General features: G+C 66.6%; 19 protein-coding genes, 6 tRNA genes and 1 riboswitch. Of the genes, 16 read left to right on the top strand and 9 right to left on the bottom strand.

Annotation, left to right across the window (positions count from 1 at the left end):
- Position 1: 1 nt before the first annotated feature.
- Together BM372_RS16490 and BM372_RS16485 are read right to left on the bottom strand one after the other, a co-directional pair.
- Positions 2–475: a SufE family protein gene (locus BM372_RS16490; protein WP_177236048.1), complete on the bottom strand. Its 474-nt coding sequence runs from the start codon at positions 473–475 to the stop codon at positions 2–4.
- A gap of 130 nt (positions 476–605) precedes the next feature.
- Positions 606–1523: a sulfurtransferase gene (locus BM372_RS16485; protein WP_090956536.1), complete on the bottom strand. Its 918-nt coding sequence runs from the start codon at positions 1521–1523 to the stop codon at positions 606–608.
- Positions 1524–1751: 228 nt separating this feature from the next.
- Here BM372_RS16485 and zapE point away from each other — a divergent pair, with 228 nt between their 5' ends.
- Entirely contained in the window at positions 1752–2789 is a 1038-nt protein-coding gene (zapE, locus tag BM372_RS16480) for a cell division protein ZapE (RefSeq protein WP_090956535.1), read from the top strand.
- A gap of 178 nt (positions 2790–2967) precedes the next feature.
- Here the strand turns inward: zapE and BM372_RS16475 are convergent, their stop codons facing one another.
- From BM372_RS16475 to BM372_RS16450, 6 genes are all read right to left on the bottom strand, one after another.
- Positions 2968–3237 (bottom strand): antitoxin, encoded by a 270-nt coding sequence (locus tag BM372_RS16475; protein WP_090956534.1) that lies wholly within the window; start codon positions 3235–3237, stop codon positions 2968–2970.
- Between the two features lie 196 nt (positions 3238–3433).
- Positions 3434–3508 (bottom strand) — tRNA-Val (locus tag BM372_RS16470).
- A gap of 49 nt (positions 3509–3557) precedes the next feature.
- Positions 3558–3630, bottom strand: a tRNA-Gly gene (locus tag BM372_RS16465).
- A gap of 58 nt (positions 3631–3688) precedes the next feature.
- Positions 3689–3763: transfer RNA gene (locus BM372_RS16460), tRNA-Val, on the bottom strand.
- Between the two features lie 39 nt (positions 3764–3802).
- Positions 3803–3873: transfer RNA gene (locus BM372_RS16455), tRNA-Cys, on the bottom strand.
- Positions 3874–3919: 46 nt separating this feature from the next.
- Positions 3920–3992: transfer RNA gene (locus BM372_RS16450), tRNA-Gly, on the bottom strand.
- A 364-nt stretch (positions 3993–4356) separates the two neighbouring features.
- Here BM372_RS16450 and BM372_RS16445 point away from each other — a divergent pair.
- Positions 4357–4428: transfer RNA gene (locus tag BM372_RS16445), tRNA-Val, on the top strand.
- A gap of 86 nt (positions 4429–4514) precedes the next feature.
- Complete coding sequence (locus tag BM372_RS16440) at positions 4515–5360, top strand: cytochrome (protein ID WP_090956533.1); 846 nt, start codon at positions 4515–4517, stop codon at positions 5358–5360.
- A 42-nt stretch (positions 5361–5402) separates the two neighbouring features.
- Here the strand turns inward: BM372_RS16440 and ppk2 are convergent, their stop codons facing one another.
- Entirely contained in the window at positions 5403–6338 is a 936-nt protein-coding gene (gene ppk2 / locus BM372_RS16435; protein WP_090956532.1) for a polyphosphate kinase 2, read from the bottom strand.
- Between the two features lie 197 nt (positions 6339–6535).
- On the opposite strand from ppk2, the gene def reads away from it, so the two are divergent.
- The 13 genes from def (at position 6536) to hisF (ending at position 17608) form a co-directional block, all read left to right on the top strand.
- Entirely contained in the window at positions 6536–7108 is a 573-nt protein-coding gene (def, locus tag BM372_RS16430; protein ID WP_218160889.1) for a peptide deformylase, read from the top strand.
- Positions 7105–8025 carry a methionyl-tRNA formyltransferase gene (fmt, locus tag BM372_RS16425; RefSeq protein ID WP_090956531.1) on the top strand — a complete coding sequence of 307 codons (921 nt, stop codon included), beginning with the start codon at positions 7105–7107 and terminating at the stop codon, positions 8023–8025. Before def ends, fmt begins: the two co-directional genes overlap by 4 nt.
- Positions 8022–9662, top strand: a complete 1641-nt coding sequence (locus BM372_RS16420) for an RsmB/NOP family class I SAM-dependent RNA methyltransferase (RefSeq protein ID WP_090956530.1) — start codon at positions 8022–8024, stop codon at positions 9660–9662. Before fmt ends, BM372_RS16420 begins: the two co-directional genes overlap by 4 nt.
- A gap of 85 nt (positions 9663–9747) precedes the next feature.
- On the top strand, positions 9748–10404 hold the full coding sequence (gene rpe / locus BM372_RS16415) for a ribulose-phosphate 3-epimerase (protein ID WP_090956529.1): 657 nt from the start codon (positions 9748–9750) through the stop codon (positions 10402–10404).
- A gap of 133 nt (positions 10405–10537) precedes the next feature.
- A riboswitch (FMN riboswitch) is annotated at positions 10538–10688 on the top strand.
- Positions 10689–10780: 92 nt separating this feature from the next.
- The gene (gene pnuC, locus BM372_RS16410; RefSeq protein WP_090956528.1) at positions 10781–11521 is read left to right on the top strand and encodes a nicotinamide riboside transporter PnuC; all 741 of its coding nucleotides are present in this window, start codon (positions 10781–10783) and stop codon (positions 11519–11521) included.
- Positions 11522–11550: 29 nt separating this feature from the next.
- Positions 11551–12735: a bifunctional diaminohydroxyphosphoribosylaminopyrimidine deaminase/5-amino-6-(5-phosphoribosylamino)uracil reductase RibD gene (ribD, locus tag BM372_RS16405; protein WP_090956527.1), complete on the top strand. Its 1185-nt coding sequence runs from the start codon at positions 11551–11553 to the stop codon at positions 12733–12735.
- On the top strand, positions 12735–13409 hold the full coding sequence (locus tag BM372_RS16400; protein WP_090956526.1) for a riboflavin synthase: 675 nt from the start codon (positions 12735–12737) through the stop codon (positions 13407–13409). The genes ribD and BM372_RS16400 overlap by 1 nt, the downstream gene beginning before the upstream one ends.
- A gap of 29 nt (positions 13410–13438) precedes the next feature.
- Positions 13439–14116, top strand: coding sequence for a 3,4-dihydroxy-2-butanone-4-phosphate synthase (ribB, locus tag BM372_RS16395; protein WP_090956525.1), 678 nt, complete (start codon positions 13439–13441; stop codon positions 14114–14116).
- Between the two features lie 13 nt (positions 14117–14129).
- Complete coding sequence (gene ribA / locus BM372_RS16390) at positions 14130–14837, top strand: GTP cyclohydrolase II (RefSeq protein WP_090956524.1); 708 nt, start codon at positions 14130–14132, stop codon at positions 14835–14837.
- A 127-nt stretch (positions 14838–14964) separates the two neighbouring features.
- Positions 14965–15450, top strand: coding sequence for a 6,7-dimethyl-8-ribityllumazine synthase (gene ribH, locus BM372_RS16385; protein ID WP_090956523.1), 486 nt, complete (start codon positions 14965–14967; stop codon positions 15448–15450).
- 112 nt (positions 15451–15562) lie between these two features.
- Positions 15563–15826: a phosphoribosyl-ATP diphosphatase gene (locus tag BM372_RS16380; protein WP_018772463.1), complete on the top strand. Its 264-nt coding sequence runs from the start codon at positions 15563–15565 to the stop codon at positions 15824–15826.
- Between the two features lie 103 nt (positions 15827–15929).
- A complete protein-coding gene (hisG, locus tag BM372_RS16375) occupies positions 15930–16772 on the top strand; it encodes an ATP phosphoribosyltransferase (RefSeq protein WP_090956522.1) in 843 nt (280 codons plus the stop codon).
- A 59-nt stretch (positions 16773–16831) separates the two neighbouring features.
- Positions 16832–17608 carry an imidazole glycerol phosphate synthase subunit HisF gene (gene hisF, locus BM372_RS16370; RefSeq protein ID WP_090956521.1) on the top strand — a complete coding sequence of 259 codons (777 nt, stop codon included), beginning with the start codon at positions 16832–16834 and terminating at the stop codon, positions 17606–17608.
- The last annotated feature ends 345 nt before the right edge of the window (positions 17609–17953 follow it).

Genomic DNA, 17953 nt, shown 5'->3' with positions numbered 1-17953 from the left:
GTCAGGCCTGCGCCGGCGACGGCCGGGACGCCAAAGCGGCAACTTTGCGCTTGATCCGGCCCAGCATGGCCGTCATGCCGCGCATGCGCAGGGGAGTGATGGCCCGGGTGAGGCCCAGCTGTTCGGGCATGTCGTCCGGGACCGCCAGGATCTCCGCGGCACTAAGCCCGTCGAGCCCCTCGTGGAGCACCCCGGCGAAGCCGCGGGTGGTCGGGGCTTCCTTGGGCGCCTTGAAGTAAAGCCGGACGCGCTCCGGTGCGCCGCCGTCGGCCGGTTCCGTCTCGATAGTGAGGAACAGCGGCGTCTGGCACTCCACCACTTGCTCAAGCAGTTCGGGGTGGTCGCGCAGCCGCTCCGGAAGCTCCGGGAGTCCATGCGAGAACTCCAGGAGCAGCTGCAGCCTTTCGGGTTCGGTCAGGGCCTGGAAGTCGTCAACAATGTCCGCCAGTGTGGCGGGGAGGGCAGAAGTATTCATCACTCCCAGCTTACGCAGGTGCGCAAATGTGTCCCGGTCGCCCCCGCCCCTGGCTGAGGAAACCTGCCGCCGGTGCCTGGCTGAGTTTGCCTGGCTCCGGGTGCCTGGCTGGACACTTTGCTCTGTACGCCTAGTAGCCGGCCGGGACGGTCCCGCGTTCGGCTCCCTTGGCGATCGGAACACGCACGGCGTTGCCCCACTCGGTCCACGAACCGTCGTAGTTCCGGACGGTGTCGAAGCCCAGCAGGTACTTCAACGCAAACCAGGTGTGGCTGGAACGCTCGCCGATCCGGCAGTAGGCAACGACGTCGTCGCCCGGCTTGAGTCCTGCCTCGCCCAGGTACAGCGCCTCCAGCTCGCCGCGGTTCCGGTAAGTGCCGTCGCCGGCAGCCGCGCGGGCCCAGGGGATGGAGGCCGCGGTCGGGATGTGGCCGCCGCGCAGCGCCCCTTCTTCCGGGTAGGCCGGCATGTGGGTCCGCTGGCCGGTGTATTCCTCGGCGGAGCGGACGTCGATCAGCGGCTTGCCCAAGTGCGCCAGGACGTCTTCCTTGAAGGCGCGGATCGGGGCATCGTTGCGTTCCACGACGGGGTAGGTGCCGGGGGTCGGAACGGTGGTTTCCGTGGAAAGGGCGTGGCCCTCGGCAATCCACTTGTCCCGGCCGCCGTCCAGCAGCCGGACGTCCTCGTGGCCAAACAACGTGAAGACCCACAGCGCGTAGGCTGCCCACCAGTTGGACTTGTCGCCGTAAATGACCACGGTGCTGTCGCGGGAGATGCCCTTGGCCTCGGCCAGGGCGGCGAAGGCCAAGCCGTCAATGTAGTCGCGCTCGACTTCGTCGTTCAGGTCCGTGTGCCAGTCGATCTTCACCGCGCCGGGGATGTGCCCGGTTTCATACAGCAGCACGTCCTCGTCGGATTCGACCACCACGAGTTTGCCGCCGTCGAGGGCACCGGCTTCAATCTCCGTGGCGAGCCACTCGGTGGATACCAGCCGCCCCGGGTGGGCGTAGGCGGCGAACTTGTCGTTCTGCTCAACGGGGTAGGGCATGATGATGGCCTTTCACTGAAGCGGTCAGGAGGCCTGGCACAGTCAAGCGTTAGCGGTGCCGGGCCTGTTACAACACTAGTCACGGGCCAGCGGGAATGCTCCACCCCGTTAACACGGGGAAATGTGGTCTTGCTCACGCCGGCCGCCGGGTCGCATCGGGCGCACGCGGGGCCGCTTGGCTTTGCCGGTATTCTTGCTGGGGACAAGAGACCAGCAGAACGGACCACCTTGGTACAGATCGAACAGCTCGCCGCCCGTACGCCGGCAGTTTCCGTGGACGAACTCCTCAACGGGTTCTATCCGTCGCCGCGGTTCGGCGAGGTGTCGTTTTCCAGCTACCGGCCCGACCCCGCCCAGCCCAGCCAGGCACATGCGGTGCACGCCCTCCAGCACTTCGCGTCGGGTGTGGGCGCGCGCGACGGCGACGGCCTCTTCAAGCGGCTCTTCGGCAAGAAGGACACCACCCGGGCGGGCATCTACCTCGACGGCGGATTCGGCGTCGGCAAGACCCACCTGCTGGCATCGCTGTGGCATGCCGCCCCCGGTCCCAAGGCCTTCGGCACCTTCGTTGAATACACCAACCTCGTCGGCGCCCTGTCCTTCCGCAAGACCGTCGAGGCCCTGAGCCACTACAAGCTTGTGTGCATCGACGAGTTTGAACTCGACGACCCGGGTGACACCGTGTTGATGTCCCGGCTCATGCGCGAACTCGCCGACGCCGGCGTGAAGCTCGCTGCGACGTCGAACACGCTGCCGGGTTCCCTCGGCGACGGGCGCTTTGCCGCCGTCGACTTCCAGCGCGAGATCCAGGTGCTGGCGGACCAGTTCGACGTCGTGCGGATTGACGGCGAGGACTTCCGCCATCGCGGCCTGCCGGCGGCGCCAGCCCCGTTGCGTAATGACGACCTGACGCACCACATGCATGCCGAATTCGACGGCAAGACAGTTGCCCGCGACGAGTTCAGCACCCTGATCAACCACCTGGCCGGCGTGCACCCGAGCCGTTACCGCCAGCTGCTGGAGGGGATCGAAGGTGTTGTGTGGAAAAACGTGCACACGATCACCGAGCAGGCGGTGGCGCTGCGGTTCGTGGTGCTGGCGGACCGGCTGTACGACAAGGACGTGCCCATCCTGGCCAGCGGTGTACCGTTCGACAAGCTCTTCACCGAGGAAATGATGACCGGCGGGTACATGAAAAAGTACTTCCGCGCCGTGTCCAGGCTTACCGCGCTGGCCCGCGAGGGACAGAACCACGAACCCTCCTAGGACCCGACCGTCTTAAACCAACGCGGGGTCACTTCCAGCCCAATCGGAGCTGCCGAATGGGCTGGAAGTGACCCCGCGTTGTTTGATTCGGCGCCGTTACCTTTGCTTCGGCGCCGTTAAATGCCGAAGTGCCGGCGCCGCCTCTCGGCGGGACCGACACTTCGCTGACGTACCTGGGTCAGAGGCCCGGCTGCCGGGGTTCCCCGGCTGCAGGAGGCTCATCCACGACGGGACGCTGCTCGGCGACGGGTGCCGTGTTCGGCCTGTCGTCAGCTTGATCCACGAAGCCAGAGGCGCCCCTCTGCGCTGCATCGATTTTATCGGCGTACTTTCCGCCGGTCTTCGAGTCGACGAAATCGCCGGCCTTATCGATGCCATCCTTGATGGCCTGTTCGTTGCCACCAATGACTTGCTGAGCCTTGCCCTTCAGATCGTCAAGTAATCCCACAGGCACCTCCCTTCGGTCGCGGAGCCAGATCGCTCCTCCGGATTCGATAGTAACTGCCGCTCCGGATCATGCCAAGGGCTGACCCAGTTCGCGGCGGCTGCTGTCAAGAGTCTTGTGACCCGGTGGTTGCCCTGCGAGCGGACCAGGGGAGGGGGCTTAATGGCACAAAAAAAGCAGCTCCAGAGGAGCTGCTTAATGGTGGGCGATACTGGGATCGAACCAGTGACCTCTTCCGTGTCAGGGAAGCGCGCTACCGCTGCGCCAATCGCCCGCAACCGGAAGAATCCGGAGTGGAATTGTTTGAATCTTTTACACAAGAGAGCGGACGACGAGATTCGAACTCGCGACATCCACCTTGGCAAGGTGGTGCTCTACCAGCTGAGCTACGTCCGCAATATGAAGTCCATGCCGGCCTGGCCGGTGGTACTGCATCAAGCAAGTTGCCTTGCTTTGGTGGGCGATACTGGGATCGAACCAGTGACCTCTTCCGTGTCAGGGAAGCGCGCTACCGCTGCGCCAATCGCCCATTTTATCCGGCCGAAACCGGAAACCATGGTTTTCACCGAGGTGGGTACGGGATTCGAACCCGTGTATACGGCTTTGCAGGCCGCTGCCTCGCCTCTCGGCCAACCCACCGTGTAAGCAGGATTCCGAAGAACCTTTGCCGTGACAGTGTCCTGCGAGCGGACGACGAGATTCGAACTCGCGACATCCACCTTGGCAAGGTGGTGCTCTACCAGCTGAGCTACGTCCGCATTATTGGGCTGCATTTCCTTGCCGCATTCGGCATTTCCTCGCGTTCCAACGAGTAAGAACTCTATAGGAGGTTATGGGAATCCACAAATCGGGCTGCGTCGGCGCCGTGCAGATGGCCCTACTTCCTTGATATCTAGGCGATTTCCCGAATTACAGGGCTGTAATTCAGGACGGCCCGGGCCACGGCCTCGACCGCTATCGCGGTTGAACCCGAGCGCTGCGCGGGCGACGCTCGGCTGCGTCGCCCAAGCGTCGGAGCGGGCCGCATCCGGACGATGCATAAGGGCAGCGAGGGTGCGGGACAGTCGCACAGTGGGCCGATTTCTAAAATCCCTCCGAGTGAGCTAGCATTCAATGTCGTTAGGGCGATTGGCGCAGTGGTAGCGCGCTTCGTTCACACCGAAGAGGTCACTGGTTCGAACCCAGTATCGCCCACTAACGAAATGGTCTGTTCCGCTGACTCAGCGGTGCGGGCCATTTTGCTTTTCACCGTTGTCAGACCCCCGTGAAAGAGTCTTTGTATGACCGCTCCACTCCTTGCCCACGCCACTGATTATGGCCGGATGTACGCACGCTCCACCTCGGCACAGTTCTCCGTCCCTTCCATCACCACGGTGATCGGCCAGCAGCCCCACGGACTCGATGGCTGGTTCGGTTACATGGGAGCCAACAGCCTCGCCCAGGACCCTGAGTTGCCCGGCATTCTAGGAAGCCCAGCCAGGCTGCGCCAGGCGGTAAGCCGGGCAGCCAAAGCGGCGGAGTATCACCGGGACGAGGCCGCGAAGCGCGGAGACCGCGTCCACAACTACTGTGAGCAGGTCGCGCTGCGCGCACTCGGCCGGCCGCACCAGATGAAGGAAACGCGCGAGGCCCTCGCCGCCAACGGTGAGGAAGCCTTCGCGGCACGCTTCGACGAATGGTGGGAGCTCTTCCAAGTTGAGCCCATCGCCCCGGAGATCACTGTGTGGAACAAAACGGTTGGCTACGCCGGCACCCTGGACCTTGTGGCAAGGATCAACGGCCGGACCTGCCTTATCGACTACAAGACCAAAGGAACCAGCCGGGACGGGACCGTTAAACCTCTGGATGACAAAGTGGTCATGCAGCTTGTCGCCGGCATGAAGGCGGAGGAGAGCCTGGTGGATCCCGTGGCGGGGGAGTGGGAGGCCTGGCAGCACGGTGAATCCCCAATCCTGCTGGCCGTGGCGGTGGGCGAAACGGAAGTTCGGCCGCAGCGGGCCAATCCCGATGTCTTGAAGCATCACTGGTGGAAGTTCTGTGCGCTGCGGCGTGTTTGGGAGATGTCCGCCGACTCGGCCGCAGCGGGCGCAGCCTTGCTCCCGCTGGCACCTCCGGTAAGGCGCTGAGCTGGCACTGCCTCGCACTACCGCCTAGGCACAGCCCCTGGGTCAGTCGCCCACGGCATCGCGGCCACGCCGCACAATCAGCGGGTCCGGTTCGTAAACCACCGCGGTGTCTTTCCCCTCATAGGGGAACTGGTTGAGGAAGAAGCGCATGGCGTTGATGCGGCCGCGTTTCTTGTCGTTGGACTTGATGGTGATCCACGGCGCGTGGTCCGTGTCGGTGCGGAGGAACGTCTGCTGCTTGGCTTCCGTGTACTCCTCCCACCGATCCAGTGAAGCCAGGTCCACCGGCGAGAGTTTCCAGCGCCGGACCGGGTCTATCTGACGGATCGCGAAACGCGTCCGCTGCTCGCGGCGGGTCACGGAAAACCAGAATTTGTTCAAGTGAATACCGGAGTCGACCAGCATCTTCTCAAAGTCCGGCACCTGCCCCATGAAGACGCGGTACTCCTCGTCGGTGCAGAAACCCATGACGCGTTCCACGTTGGCCCGGTTGTACCAGGAGCGGTCGAACATCACGATCTCGCCCGCCGTCGGAAGCTGCTGGACGTAACGCTGGAAGTACCACTGCCCCTGTTCCCGGTCGGAAGGTTTGCCGAGCGCCACCGTCCTGGCCGCCCGGGGGTCCAAGTGCTCGGTGAAGCGCTTGATCGTCCCACCCTTGCCGGCCGCGTCCCTTCCCTCAAACACGATGACGTTCTTGAATCCGCGGTCCTGGCCCCAGTACTGGAATTTCAGCAGCTCAATCTGGAGCAGGTATTTTTCCATCTCGTAGTCGTGCCTGGACATCCGTTCCCCGTAGGGGTAGTCCTCCCGCCACGTCTCCACAGCGGAGCCCCCGGGGTCAATCAGTTCCGGATCCTCGCCCTGGCCCCCGCTCACCGTATAGCCCAGCTCCACGAGCTCATCGATCGCCTGGCGCAGATTGTCCCGGACCCACCAATCCTTTCCGGGCTCCCACAATCTGGAAGACTCTGCCATCCGGATCTCCTTCACCTCATCGTCGACCGGAGCTCTAGAACACAGCGTAACGAGCCGGTGAACCAGGTGGAACGCCCTGACGGCAGGGATTCAGCCCCTAAGGCACCCGGCACGGCCAGCTGTACGCCTGGCGCCTCGCGTAGTGCAACTAAACTGGATTGAATCCCTAGCCGCCCACCGTGAGGAACAGACTGCACATGGCCATTTTGAATATCCGCATCATCGGCGATCCTGTGTTGCGCACAGTCGCCGATCCCGTGACGGAATTCGGGCCAGAACTGGCAAAACTCGTCGCCGACATGACCGAAACCATGGAAGATGTCGAGGGCGCCGGCCTGGCCGCACCCCAGATCGGTGTCAGCCAGCGTGTCTTCACTTACCGGATCGGCGGCGTGGAGGGCCACATCATCAACCCCGTGCTGGAAAACAGCGAGGACTTCCAGCCGGATCAGGTGGAGGGATGCCTGTCCATCCCGGGCCTTGGCTTTCCCGTCCGCCGGTACCGCCATACCCGCGTGACCGGAGTAGACCTCCACGGCAACCCCGTCACCGTGGAGGGCGAGGGCATGCTCGCGCGCTGCTTCCAGCACGAGACCGATCACCTGGACGGCATCCTGTACACCGACCGGCTCGAGGGCGAGGACCGCAAGGCCGCCCTGCGAGCCATCCGGAACGCCAATTACGACGCCATCACGGAAAAGACAACCACGAAGCGCGCGAAAACGGTCGGCACGAGCTTTGGCGGGTCCAGCTTCGGAATCAACCCGTGAGGGTTCTCTTCGCGGGAACCCCTGCCGTCGCCGTCCCGTCGCTGAACGCCCTGACTGACGCCGGGTTCGACGTCGTCGCCGTCCTCACCCGCCCGGACGCCCCGCTGGGCCGCAAGCGGGTCCTGACGCCGTCGCCCGTGGCCGCCCGCGCCGCCGAACTCGGGATCGAGGTCATCCACGCCGCCAAGGTTGATGGCGAGGTCACGTCCCGGATTGCCGCCGCAGCGCCCGACGTCGCGGCGATCGTTGCCTACGGCGGTTTGATTCCTCGTGCCGCCCTCGAGGTGCCCCGCCACGGCTGGGTGAACCTGCACTTTTCGCTCCTGCCGGCCTGGCGCGGCGCGGCCCCCGTGCAGCGCGCCGTGATCGCGGGCGACGACGTCACCGGCGCCGTCACCTTCCGTCTCGAGGAGGGACTGGACACCGGCCCCATTTTTGGGACCCTCACCGAAACGGTGCAGCCCGGCGACACCGCCGGCGTCTTGCTGGACAGGCTGTCCCACAGCGGCGCCACCTTGCTTGCCCAGACGCTGTCAGCGATCGACGCCGGCAAAGCCGTCGCACTGCCCCAGCAGGGGGAGGTCAGCCTGGCGCCCAAACTCGGACTCGAGGACGGCCGGCTCGACTGGCGGCAGCCCGCGCTGGCCATCGGGCGCAGGGCCCGCGGCGTCACGCCCGAACCCGGCGCCTGGACCATGCTGGCGGGCCAGCGGATCAAGCTGGACCCGGTGCGGCCGGCACCGGAGGCCGCCGCGCTCCGGCCCGGGCAGCTGGCCATGGACGGGAAGCGAGTCCTGGTGGGCACGGGCTCACACCCGGTGGAACTGACCCGAATCCAGCCCGCGGGCAAGAAAATGATGGCCGCCGCTGATTGGGCGCGCGGACAAGCAACACTGGAAAGCGTGGTATTCGAATGAGCGACTCCGCAACCGGCGGCAACGGCCGCGGCAGGGGCCAGCAGCCGCATGGGCGCAGCAGCGGCCAGTCCGGCTCCCAGCCGGGCGGCCAGGGTGCCCGCGGCGGCAGCCGGCGCAACGCCCAGGGCCGCGAACGCAACCGCGGCCCGCAACGCAGCTTTACCGAGAGCGCCCCTTCGCAACGCACCCGACGGGCCGATCCTGCCCGGCTGGTCGCCTTTGAAGTGCTCCGCGCCGTGGCCGCCGAGGACGCCTACGCGAACCTGGTACTGCCCGCCCGCATCCGGCACCACGGACTGGACAAGCGCGACGCCGGGTTCGCCACCGAACTCAGTTACGGCGCCCTCCGCGGCCAAGGCACGTATGACGCCATCCTGGCGCGCTGCGTCGACCGGCCGCTGGACCAGCTGGATCCGGCGATCCTCGACGCCCTGCGGATTGGCGCGCACCAGCTGCTCGCCATGCGCGTCCCGGCCCACGCCGCCCTGGACCAGACCGTAGGGCTGGCCCGTGCGGTAATCGGGGCCGGCCCCTCGGCCCTGATCAATGCCGTGCTGCGCAAGGTCTCTGCCCGCACCCTCGAGGAATGGCTGGACCTGCTGCTCAGCACCGAGACCGATGCCACGGCCATCGCCTCCATCCGCTACGCCCACCCGGAATGGATCGTCCGCGCACTCCGTCAATCGCTGGTGGCCCATGGCCGGACCGCTGCTGAGATCGACGAGCTTCTCGAAGCCGACAACGCCGCGCCCGTCGTGAACCTGGTGGCGCTGCCCGGTGTCGGCAGCCTGGACGAAGCCCTGGAAGGCGGGGCCACCCCGGGCGAACTCGTCGAAGGATCGGCGCTCTCCAGCGGGGGAGATCTCGGCCGGCTCGCCTCAGTCCGTGATGGGAGCACCCGTGTCCAGGATGTCGGCTCACAGCTCGTGGCCCGCGCGATGGCCGCCGTCAACCTCGGCGGCGACGGCGGCGGGAACCCCAGCCAGAACCCCGGCGGGGAACCCGATTGGCCAAGGGACCAGGGCAGCGAAGGCCCGGGGGAACGCTGGCTCGATCTGTGCGCCGGTCCCGGCGGCAAGGCCGCGCTGCTCGGTGCCCTCGCCCGGCAACGGGGAGCCCACCTGCTGGCCAACGAATTCGCCCCGCACCGGGCCAAGCTGGTCCGCCAGGCCCTGTCGGCGGTCCCGCACGACGCCTGGGAAGTCAGGACCGGTGACGGCCGTGACATCGGTGCAGAGCAGCCGGAGTCCTTCGACCGCGTGCTCGTCGATGTCCCGTGCACCGGCCTGGGTGCCCTGCGCCGTCGTCCCGAGTCACGGTGGCGCCGCACGCCGAAGGACCTCGTGGACTTGGGCCCGCTGCAACGCCAGCTGCTCAACTCCGCACTTGATGCCGTCAAACCCGGTGGCGTGGTGGCGTATGTGACGTGTTCACCGCATCCGGCGGAGACCACCGCCGTCGTGAGTGACGCCCTGCGCAAGCGGGAGGACCTCGAACTCCTCGACGCCGGTGCCGCGCTCGACGGCGTCAGCCTCACCGGAGACCTCGGGGCCGGGCACGAGCTCACCGCCCAGCTCTGGCCGCACGTGCACCACACGGACGCCATGTTCCTGGCCCTCATCCACAAGAAAGCCTGAACGCCGGGCGATACTGGCCAAGGCCGGCTGCGAGCCGAACGACGAGCCAGAACCACCATTTCATCAGACCGACAAGGAATCCCGCATGACCAAGTGCTGCATCAACCCGAGCATCCTGTCCGCCGACTTCGCCAACCTTGAGGCCGAGTTGAAGCGGATCAGCAACGCCGATGCCGTGCATGTCGATGTCATGGACAACCACTTCGTGCCCAACCTCACGCTGGGCCTGCCCGTGGTGCAGCGCCTGCAGGAAGTCAGCCCCATCCCCCTGGACGCGCACCTGATGATCAACGACGCCGACCGCTGGGCGCCGGCATATGCTGACGCCGGGCTGGCGTCGGTGACGTTCCACGCCGAGGCATCTATCGCTCCCGTCAAGCTGGCCAGGGAACTCCGGGCGCGCGGGGCCAAGGCAGGGCTCGCGCTCCGGCCGGCGACCGGCGTCGAACCGTATCTGGACATGCTCGGCGAACTGGACATGCTGCTGATCATGACCGTGGAGCCGGGCTTTGGCGGCCAGGCGTTCCTGGACCTGACCCTGCCGAAGATCCGGCGCGCCCGGGCGGCGATCGATGGATCCGGCCTCAAGGTGGCCCTGCAGGTGGACGGCGGCATCACGGAGGAGACGATTGTCCGTGCCGCCGAGGCCGGAGCCGACGTCTTCGTGGCAGGTTCCGCCGTGTACGGTGCAGCGGAACCCGCGGACGCGATCGAACGGCTCAGGGCGGCCGGCCAGCGCTGAGACCAGCGCTGAGACGAGTGCTGAGACCAGCGCTGTCCGGCAGGTACGGCCCGGCAAAAATGACCCGGGCCGTAATATGCGGGGCCAGGAATATCCGGAGGCGGGCCCGGGTTGTGTCACAATAACAAAACACATACGTGCTCCGGGGTCGGTGTAAGTCCGAACCGGCGGTGACAGTCCGCGACCCGCGCGCCAGCGCCCTTCCTCGGAAGGATGCCGGTAAACGGTTGAATCGGTGAAATTCCGGTACCGACAGTTAAAGTCTGGATGAGAGAAGCACGTACAGCTGTTATTGCGGCGCCACGAAGGCGCCGCATGACTGTGCTGTCGTATACCCCCGGAGCCATCGCGGTTCTTGAGGGAAGGAACGACACACATGGACTTTCTGCGATGGCTCTTCGAAGCACAGATCCCCGTAGGCGGATCTGTCCTGATTCTTCGCGAAGTGCTTGGCAACATCTTTGGCTTGGCCAGCGCCGTCGGCGGCATGCGCCGCCGGGTTTGGGCCTGGCCCGTCGGCATCGCCGGCAATCTCCTGCTCCTGACCGTCTTCTTGGGCAATGTCTTTGGTTCGGCAACGCCGGCCACGCTTTGGGGCCAGGCCGGACGCCAAGTCATGTTCATCGCGGTCGCCGTCTACGGATGGAATCGCTGGCGCCAAGCTGAACAGACAAGCGGCGCCCACGCCAGCGGCGACGCCGCCGCCGTCGCGCCGCACTGGGCCAGCAACAAGACCCGGCTGCTCCTGGCCGCCTCGCTCGTGGCAGGCACCATGGCGCTGACACCCGTCTTCGACTCCCTCGGCTCCTACCCGCCCGTCTGGGCCGACGCCTGGACGTTCATGGGCTCCCTGCTCGCCACCTACGGAATGGCGCGCGGCTGGACGGAATTTTGGCTCATCTGGGTTGCGGTGGACATCGTAGGGGTCCCGCTGCTCTTCAGCGCCGGATATTTCGCCAGCGCGTTCATGTACCTGTTCTACGGGATCTTCACCCTGACCGGTTTCTTCGTCTGGTGGCGCGCGGCAAAGGTTCTGCGCTCCGCAGCCCAGCCGGCAGCAGTCCAGCCGGCAACAGTCCAGCCCGGCTCCACCGCGGACGCGGCGGTGCGGGCATGAGCGGCGCCCGCCCGGTCGCGGCGGCCGATATGGGCCAGTCCGACGTCGGTGCTTCCGTAAGCGCCGCAGCCTCTTTCAGCGCCGCGGAACGCTCTGCCATGCAGGCTGCTCTCGCCGCCGCGGCGCAGGGTCCGCGGGGCGCGAACCCGCTGGTGGGCGCCGTCGTGATTGGCAGCGACGGAACACCCCTCGCGACCGGCTACCACCGGGGGGCCGGGAGTGCCCATGCCGAGGCTGACGCCATCGCCCAGGCCACGGCTGCCGGCCTCGACCTCCGTGGCGCGGCGATCGTGGTGACCCTGGAGCCGTGCAACCACATCGGGCGCACCGGGCCCTGCGCGCAGGCGATCATTGCTGCCGGGATCACCGACGTCATTTACGCTGTCGACGACCCGCACGATCCGGCCGCCGGGGGAGCCGCGACGCTCCGTGCCGCGGGCGTCCGCGTCCGTTCCGGGTTGGCGGCCGACGCCGCGCTGGAGCTCAACCGGCGCTGGTTCGACGCCGTCGCAGCCAGGCGGCCCTTCGTCACCCTGCACATCGCGCAGACCCTCGACAGCCGCATTGCCGCCAGCGACGGCACCAGCCAGTGGATCTCCAGCCCGGAGTCCCTCGCGGACAACCACGCACTGCGCGGCCGGATTGATGCCATCCTGGTGGGCACCCAGACGGTGCTGATCGACAACCCCCGGCTCACCGCGCGGAACGGCGACGGCGAAGAATCCGGCAGGCAGCCCCTACGCGCCGTCATGGGTTACCGGGCAATTCCTGACGACGCAGCCATCCACGGCACAGACGGCAAGGTGTTGCACCTGGCCACCCGCGATCCCCTTGAAGCTCTTGAAGAGCTGTTCGAGAACGGCGTCCGGCACCTCATGGTGGAGGGCGGTTCCCGGATCCTCAGCGCCTTCCTGGCCGCCGGCGTCGTCGATGAACTCATCATTTACCTCGCGCCGACACTGCTGGGCTCCGGCACGGCGGCCCTGGGCGATCTGGGCATTGCCACCCTGGCCGATGCCCAGCAGTGGGAATGGGACCCGGCGTCAGGGGGCGCCGTCCAGACCCTTGGCCGCGACCTCCGGCTCCACCTTCGCCCGCAGGTCCCGGCCGCGGCGGCGGCCAGCCCAGCCCCGGCGGTTCCAACCGCCACCTCTACTTCATCCGATCCAAACCCGCGCCGCACCGGCGCGGACACCGCCGCAGGAGGCAATTGATGTTCACCGGAATTATCGCCGAGCAGGGAAAGGTGCTGTCCGTTGAGAGCAACGGCGACATCAGCGCCACTATTCGGCTGCACGCGCCCGGCGCCACGGACGGACTGGCCCTGGGCGGCTCCATCGCGGTCAACGGCGTCTGCCTCACGGCCACGCAGATCGACGGCAAGGACTTCAGCGTCGACGTTATCGGCGAAACCCTCGACCGCAGCACTATTGGAGAACTCGCCGCAGGCGACGCCGTTAATCTGGAGCGCTGCGTGCCCGCCGGGGGACGGCTGGACGGCCACGTTGTCCAGGGGCATGTCGACGGCGTCGGCCAGCTCCTGGAGCGCGAGGGGCTCGGCAACTGGGACCGGCTGCGGTTCGGGGTGCCGGCCGGACTGGCCCGGTACATCGCTGAAAAGGGCTCGATCGCGGTCGACGGCGTCTCCCTCACTGTGGCGGCCGTGAGCCCTGCCAACGACCCGGCGCCCTGGTTCGAAGTCGGACTGATCCCCACCACGCTGGCCGAGACCGGCCTGGGCAGCAAGGCCCTCGGCGGCCGCGTGAACCTCGAGGTTGACGTGCTGGCGAAGTACACCGAGCGCCTGCTGGCGTTTGCCGGCGGCAAGGCGCCCGCAGCCCACGTAGCGCTTCCGGGCGACGCACTCAAGAGCGAGGTGGCGAAGTGAACCGCACGACAAACCCGTCAGGCCATGATTTGGCTGAAGAGATCCGCACCGGCACGGACGCAGGCCGCACCGGCCTCGACCCGATCGAGGACGCCATCAGCGCCATGGCAGCCGGACGCCCCGTCCTGGTGGTGGACAACGAGGACCGCGAGAACGAGGGCGACATTATTTTCGCCGCCCAGCACGCGTCGCCGGCGCTGATGGGATGGACTGTCCGGTACAGTTCCGGGGTGATCTGTGTACCGCTTGACGCCGACCGGGCCGACGCCTTGGCCCTGCCGCCGATGGTGGCCGTCAACGAAGACGCCAAGGGCACGGCGTATACCGTCTCCTGCGATGCCGCCGTCGGCGTCAGCACCGGGATTTCTGCCACAGACCGTGCCCTGACGGCCCGGATCCTCGCCGACCCGCAAAGCCGGCCGGACGCGCTGACCCGTCCCGGGCATGTTTTTCCCCTCCGCGCCGTTAAGGGGGGAGTGCGGGAACGTCCCGGCCACACCGAGGCGGCCGTGGACCTGTGCCGGCTCGCCGGCCTGGAACCCGTGGGAGTAATCGCAGAGTTAGTGTATGACAACGGAGAAATGATGCGGCTGGACGGACTGCGCGGCTTCGCCATCGAGCACGGTTGCCCCCTGATTTCAATTGCGGATCTGGTGGCCTACCTCGAAGCGGGGCAACACGGCAGCGACGCAGCTGATGCGGTCTGATGGAGGAGAAATAATGACGACTTCGGAAACACGAGAAGAGCTGGGCATGGCGGCCCAGCCGCACCCCGTCAGCGCAGGGCCGATCGTTCAGCTGCCAACGGCGTTTGGGGATTTCGTGGCGCAGGCCTGGACCGATCTGGCCACTGGTGCCGAACATCTGGCGGTCAGTTCGCCCACCGCCACGGCCGACGGCAAAGCCCCGCTGGTCCGGTTGCACTCGGAGTGCCTCACGGGCGATGTCTTCGGGTCCTACCGGTGCGACTGCGGCGAGCAGCTGGCCTACGCCCTCGAACTGATCAATGAACTAGGCGGCACGCTGCTCTACCTGCGTGGCCAGGAGGGCCGCGGCATCGGGCTGGCGAACAAGATCAAGGCCTACGCCCTTCAGGAGGCCGGGTTCGACACCGTGGAGGCCAACGAGCAGCTCGGGCTGCCCGTCGATGCGCGCTGCTACAAGGCCGCTGCCCAGATCCTCGCGGAGATGGGCCTGCACGAGATCAGGCTGCTGAGCAACAACCCCGACAAGCAGGACCGGCTCGCCCAGGCAGGCGTGAACGTAGTGGAGATGGTCCCCACCGAGGTTCCCTCCAGGGAACAAAACCTTCGCTACCTGCAGACCAAGAAGGACCGGATGGACCACCGGCTGGTGCTCGACGTCGAAGCCGCGCCGGCCGCCGGTCTGGCCGGATTCGAGGCCGGGTTCGAGCGCGACCAAGACTGACCGGGCGGCCTTCTGGCCGTCCCGCCCGCTTCACCCACCAGCCCATTCTGCCGTCCTGCCCAGCAGGACCGGTGCGGCGGCAGGCGGCCCCACCAACAGCACTCAGTGTCAACAGCAAGGAATCCACATGAGCGGCCACGGCGCCCCCCAGATTGACCTCAGCACTTTCCAGCCGGACGAAACCTCCCGGCTCAAACTGGCCATCGTGGCCGCAAGCTGGCATACCCAGATCATGGACGGGCTCCTTGACGGCGCCCTGCGCGCGGCGAAGGAGGCCGGCATCAGTGAACCGACGGTGCTCCGGGTGCCGGGCACGTTTGAGCTCCCCGTCGCGGCAGCCCGGCTGGCACCGCACTTCGACGCGGTCGTCGCGCTCGGCGTCGTCATCCGGGGCGGTACGCCGCACTTCGAATACGTCTGCGAGGCGGCCACGCTGGGCCTGACCGAGGTCAGCGTCCGCACCGGCGTCCCCGTCGGCTTCGGCGTGCTGACGTGCGATACCGAGCAGCAGGGGATCGACCGCGCCGGCCTGCCCGGTTCCACCGAAGACAAGGGGCACGAGGCCGTCACCGCTGCTCTGGCCACGGCCGTGACCCTCAAGCAGTTCGGCTAAGCCGCAGCCCGCACAACCGCCGCCGAAGCGGGGCTGTGTGTTGCCTCACATCGCCGTCGTCATGCAACGGCCCGGCACGGGTTCGGGTGCCGGGAGCAAGTAGGCTTGGGGCGTGAAGAATTTCGAGTCGCTGTTCGCAGAATTGAGTGAAAAGGCAGCCGTCCGTCCGGAAGGCTCCCGCACCGTCGCCGAACTGGATTCCGGAGTCCATGGCATTGGCAAGAAGGTCGTGGAGGAAGCAGCCGAGGTCTGGATGGCTGCCGAGTATGAATCCGATGAAGCCGCCGCTGAGGAAATTTCGCAGCTGCTGTACCACCTGCAGGTTCTGATGCTCGCCAAAGGACTCACCCTGGAAGACGTCTACAAGCATCTCTAGCCGCGCCCGCACGGGATGACACCCGGACCATCCGGCTGATCCCGTGCATTGCGTGGCCGCCGTGCCCCAACAGATGCTTCCGCACCCAAGAGAGACTTACCCCATGCTTAGAGTTGCTGTCCCGAACAAGGGATCCCTGTCCGAAGCTGCCTCGGCCATGCTCGCCGAGGCCGGCTACCGCCAACGCCGCGATACCCGCGAGCTTGTCATGGTGGACCCGGACAACGACATTGAGTTCTTCTTCCTGCGCCCTCGCGACATTGCCGTGTATGTGGGCCAGGGGACGCTCGACGTCGGCATCACCGGCCGCGACCTGCTGCTGGACGCAGAGGTCGAGGCCGAGGAACTGCTGCCGCTGGGTTTCGCTGCTTCCACCTTCCGCTTCGCCGGCCCGGTTGGCGATTTCACTGACATCGCCCAGCTCGAGGGCAAGCGCCTCGCCACGAGCTATGACGGGCTGCTGCGCGGCTACCTGGCCGAGCGCGGCATCAAGGCCAAGGTGGTCCGGCTGGATGGCGCCGTCGAATCCTCCGTGCGGCTCGGCGTCGCGGACGCGATTGCCGACGTCGTCGAGACCGGCACCACGCTCAAGGCCGCCGGCATGGAGATCTTCGGCGAACCGATCCTGAATTCCGAGTCGGTTCTGATCGGCCGCAAGGGCGAGCAGAACCCGGCCACAGACGTGCTCATCCGCCGGCTCCAGGGCGTCCTGGTGGCCCGCCAGTACGTCATGATGGACTACGACATCCGCAAGGAGCTCGTGGAGCAGGCCGCCGGACTCACTCCCGGCCTGGAATCGCCGACCGTCTCGCCGCTGCGCGACTCGGACTGGGTGGCCGTCCGCTCGATGGTGCCCAAGCGGCAAACCAACCGGATCATGGACGAGCTCTACGACCTCGGCGCCCGCGCCATCCTGGTCAGCAGCATCCACGCCTGCCGCATTTGAGCACCCGCCCGCATAGGCCTTCCAGCTAGAACAACTTCCAGCTAGAACAAGGAGAAGTCATGACAGTCGCCGTGCGCGTCATCCCGTGCCTCGACGTCGACGCCGGCCGCGTGGTCAAGGGCATCAACTTTGAAGGGCTCCGCGATGCCGGGGACCCGGTGGAACTGGCGCACCGCTACGACAACAGCGGCGCCGACGAACTGACCTTCCTCGACGTTACGGCGTCCTCCGGCAACCGCGAGACCACCTTCGACGTCGTCCGCCGCACCGCCGAGGAAGTCTTCATTCCGCTCACGGTCGGCGGCGGCGTCCGCGGCGTCGCCGAGGTGGACCGGCTCCTGCGCTGCGGCGCGGACAAGGCCGCCATCAACACCGCCGCCGTGGCCCGGCCGGACGTGATTGACGAGATCACCCGGCATTTCGGCTCCCAGGTCCTGGTGCTCTCCGTCGACGCACGCCGCACCCGTCCGGGTTCGGCGCCCACGCCGTCGGGTTTCGAAGTCACCACGCATGGCGGCCGGCAGGGGACCGGGATCGACGCCATCGAGTGGGCCCGGGAGGCGGCCGACCGCGGCGTGGGAGAAATCCTGCTCAACTCGATCGACGCCGACGGCACCAAGGACGGCTTTGACCTGGAACTGATCCGGCTCGCGCGGGCAGGCGTCAAGGTTCCGCTCATCGCCTCCGGCGGCGCCGGCAAGCCCGAGCACTTCCCGCCTGCAGTGGCGGCGGGCGCGGACGCAGTCCTCGCGGCGTCGGTCTTTCACTTTGGCCCGCTGGACATGATCGCCCAGGTCAAGACCGCCATCCGGCAGGCCGGCTTCGAGGTCCGCTAAAGCAACGCGGGGTCACTTACGGCCCAATAAACCCTAGGCGAGTTCTAGCGGTCGTTGCAACACTCAATGAAAATTGGGAGTTGCAACGACCGTGTCGTCTTTAGCGGAAGCACCACGAACCAGCAGGAAATACACGCAGGAGCAGAAGGACGAGTTCTTCTCGGTTCTGGATCGGTTGGGTAATGTGGCCCGGGCTGCCGAGTCACTGGGCTTTAACCGGTACACGTGCCGGAAATGGGCAAGGCGTGCCGGGTTCCGGGGCAGGCCCGGCGGCCCGGTTCATCCCGGGCTCGGGGAGTATTTCCGGCTGCGCAAGGCCGGCAGCACACGCAGGGAAGCTGCCAG

This window comes from Arthrobacter sp. ov118 (assembly GCF_900116495.1).
Classification (GTDB): domain Bacteria; phylum Actinomycetota; class Actinomycetes; order Actinomycetales; family Micrococcaceae; genus Arthrobacter.
The sequence above is the reverse complement of the archived record's forward strand: the minus strand, read 5'-3'. Positions and strand labels throughout refer to the sequence as shown.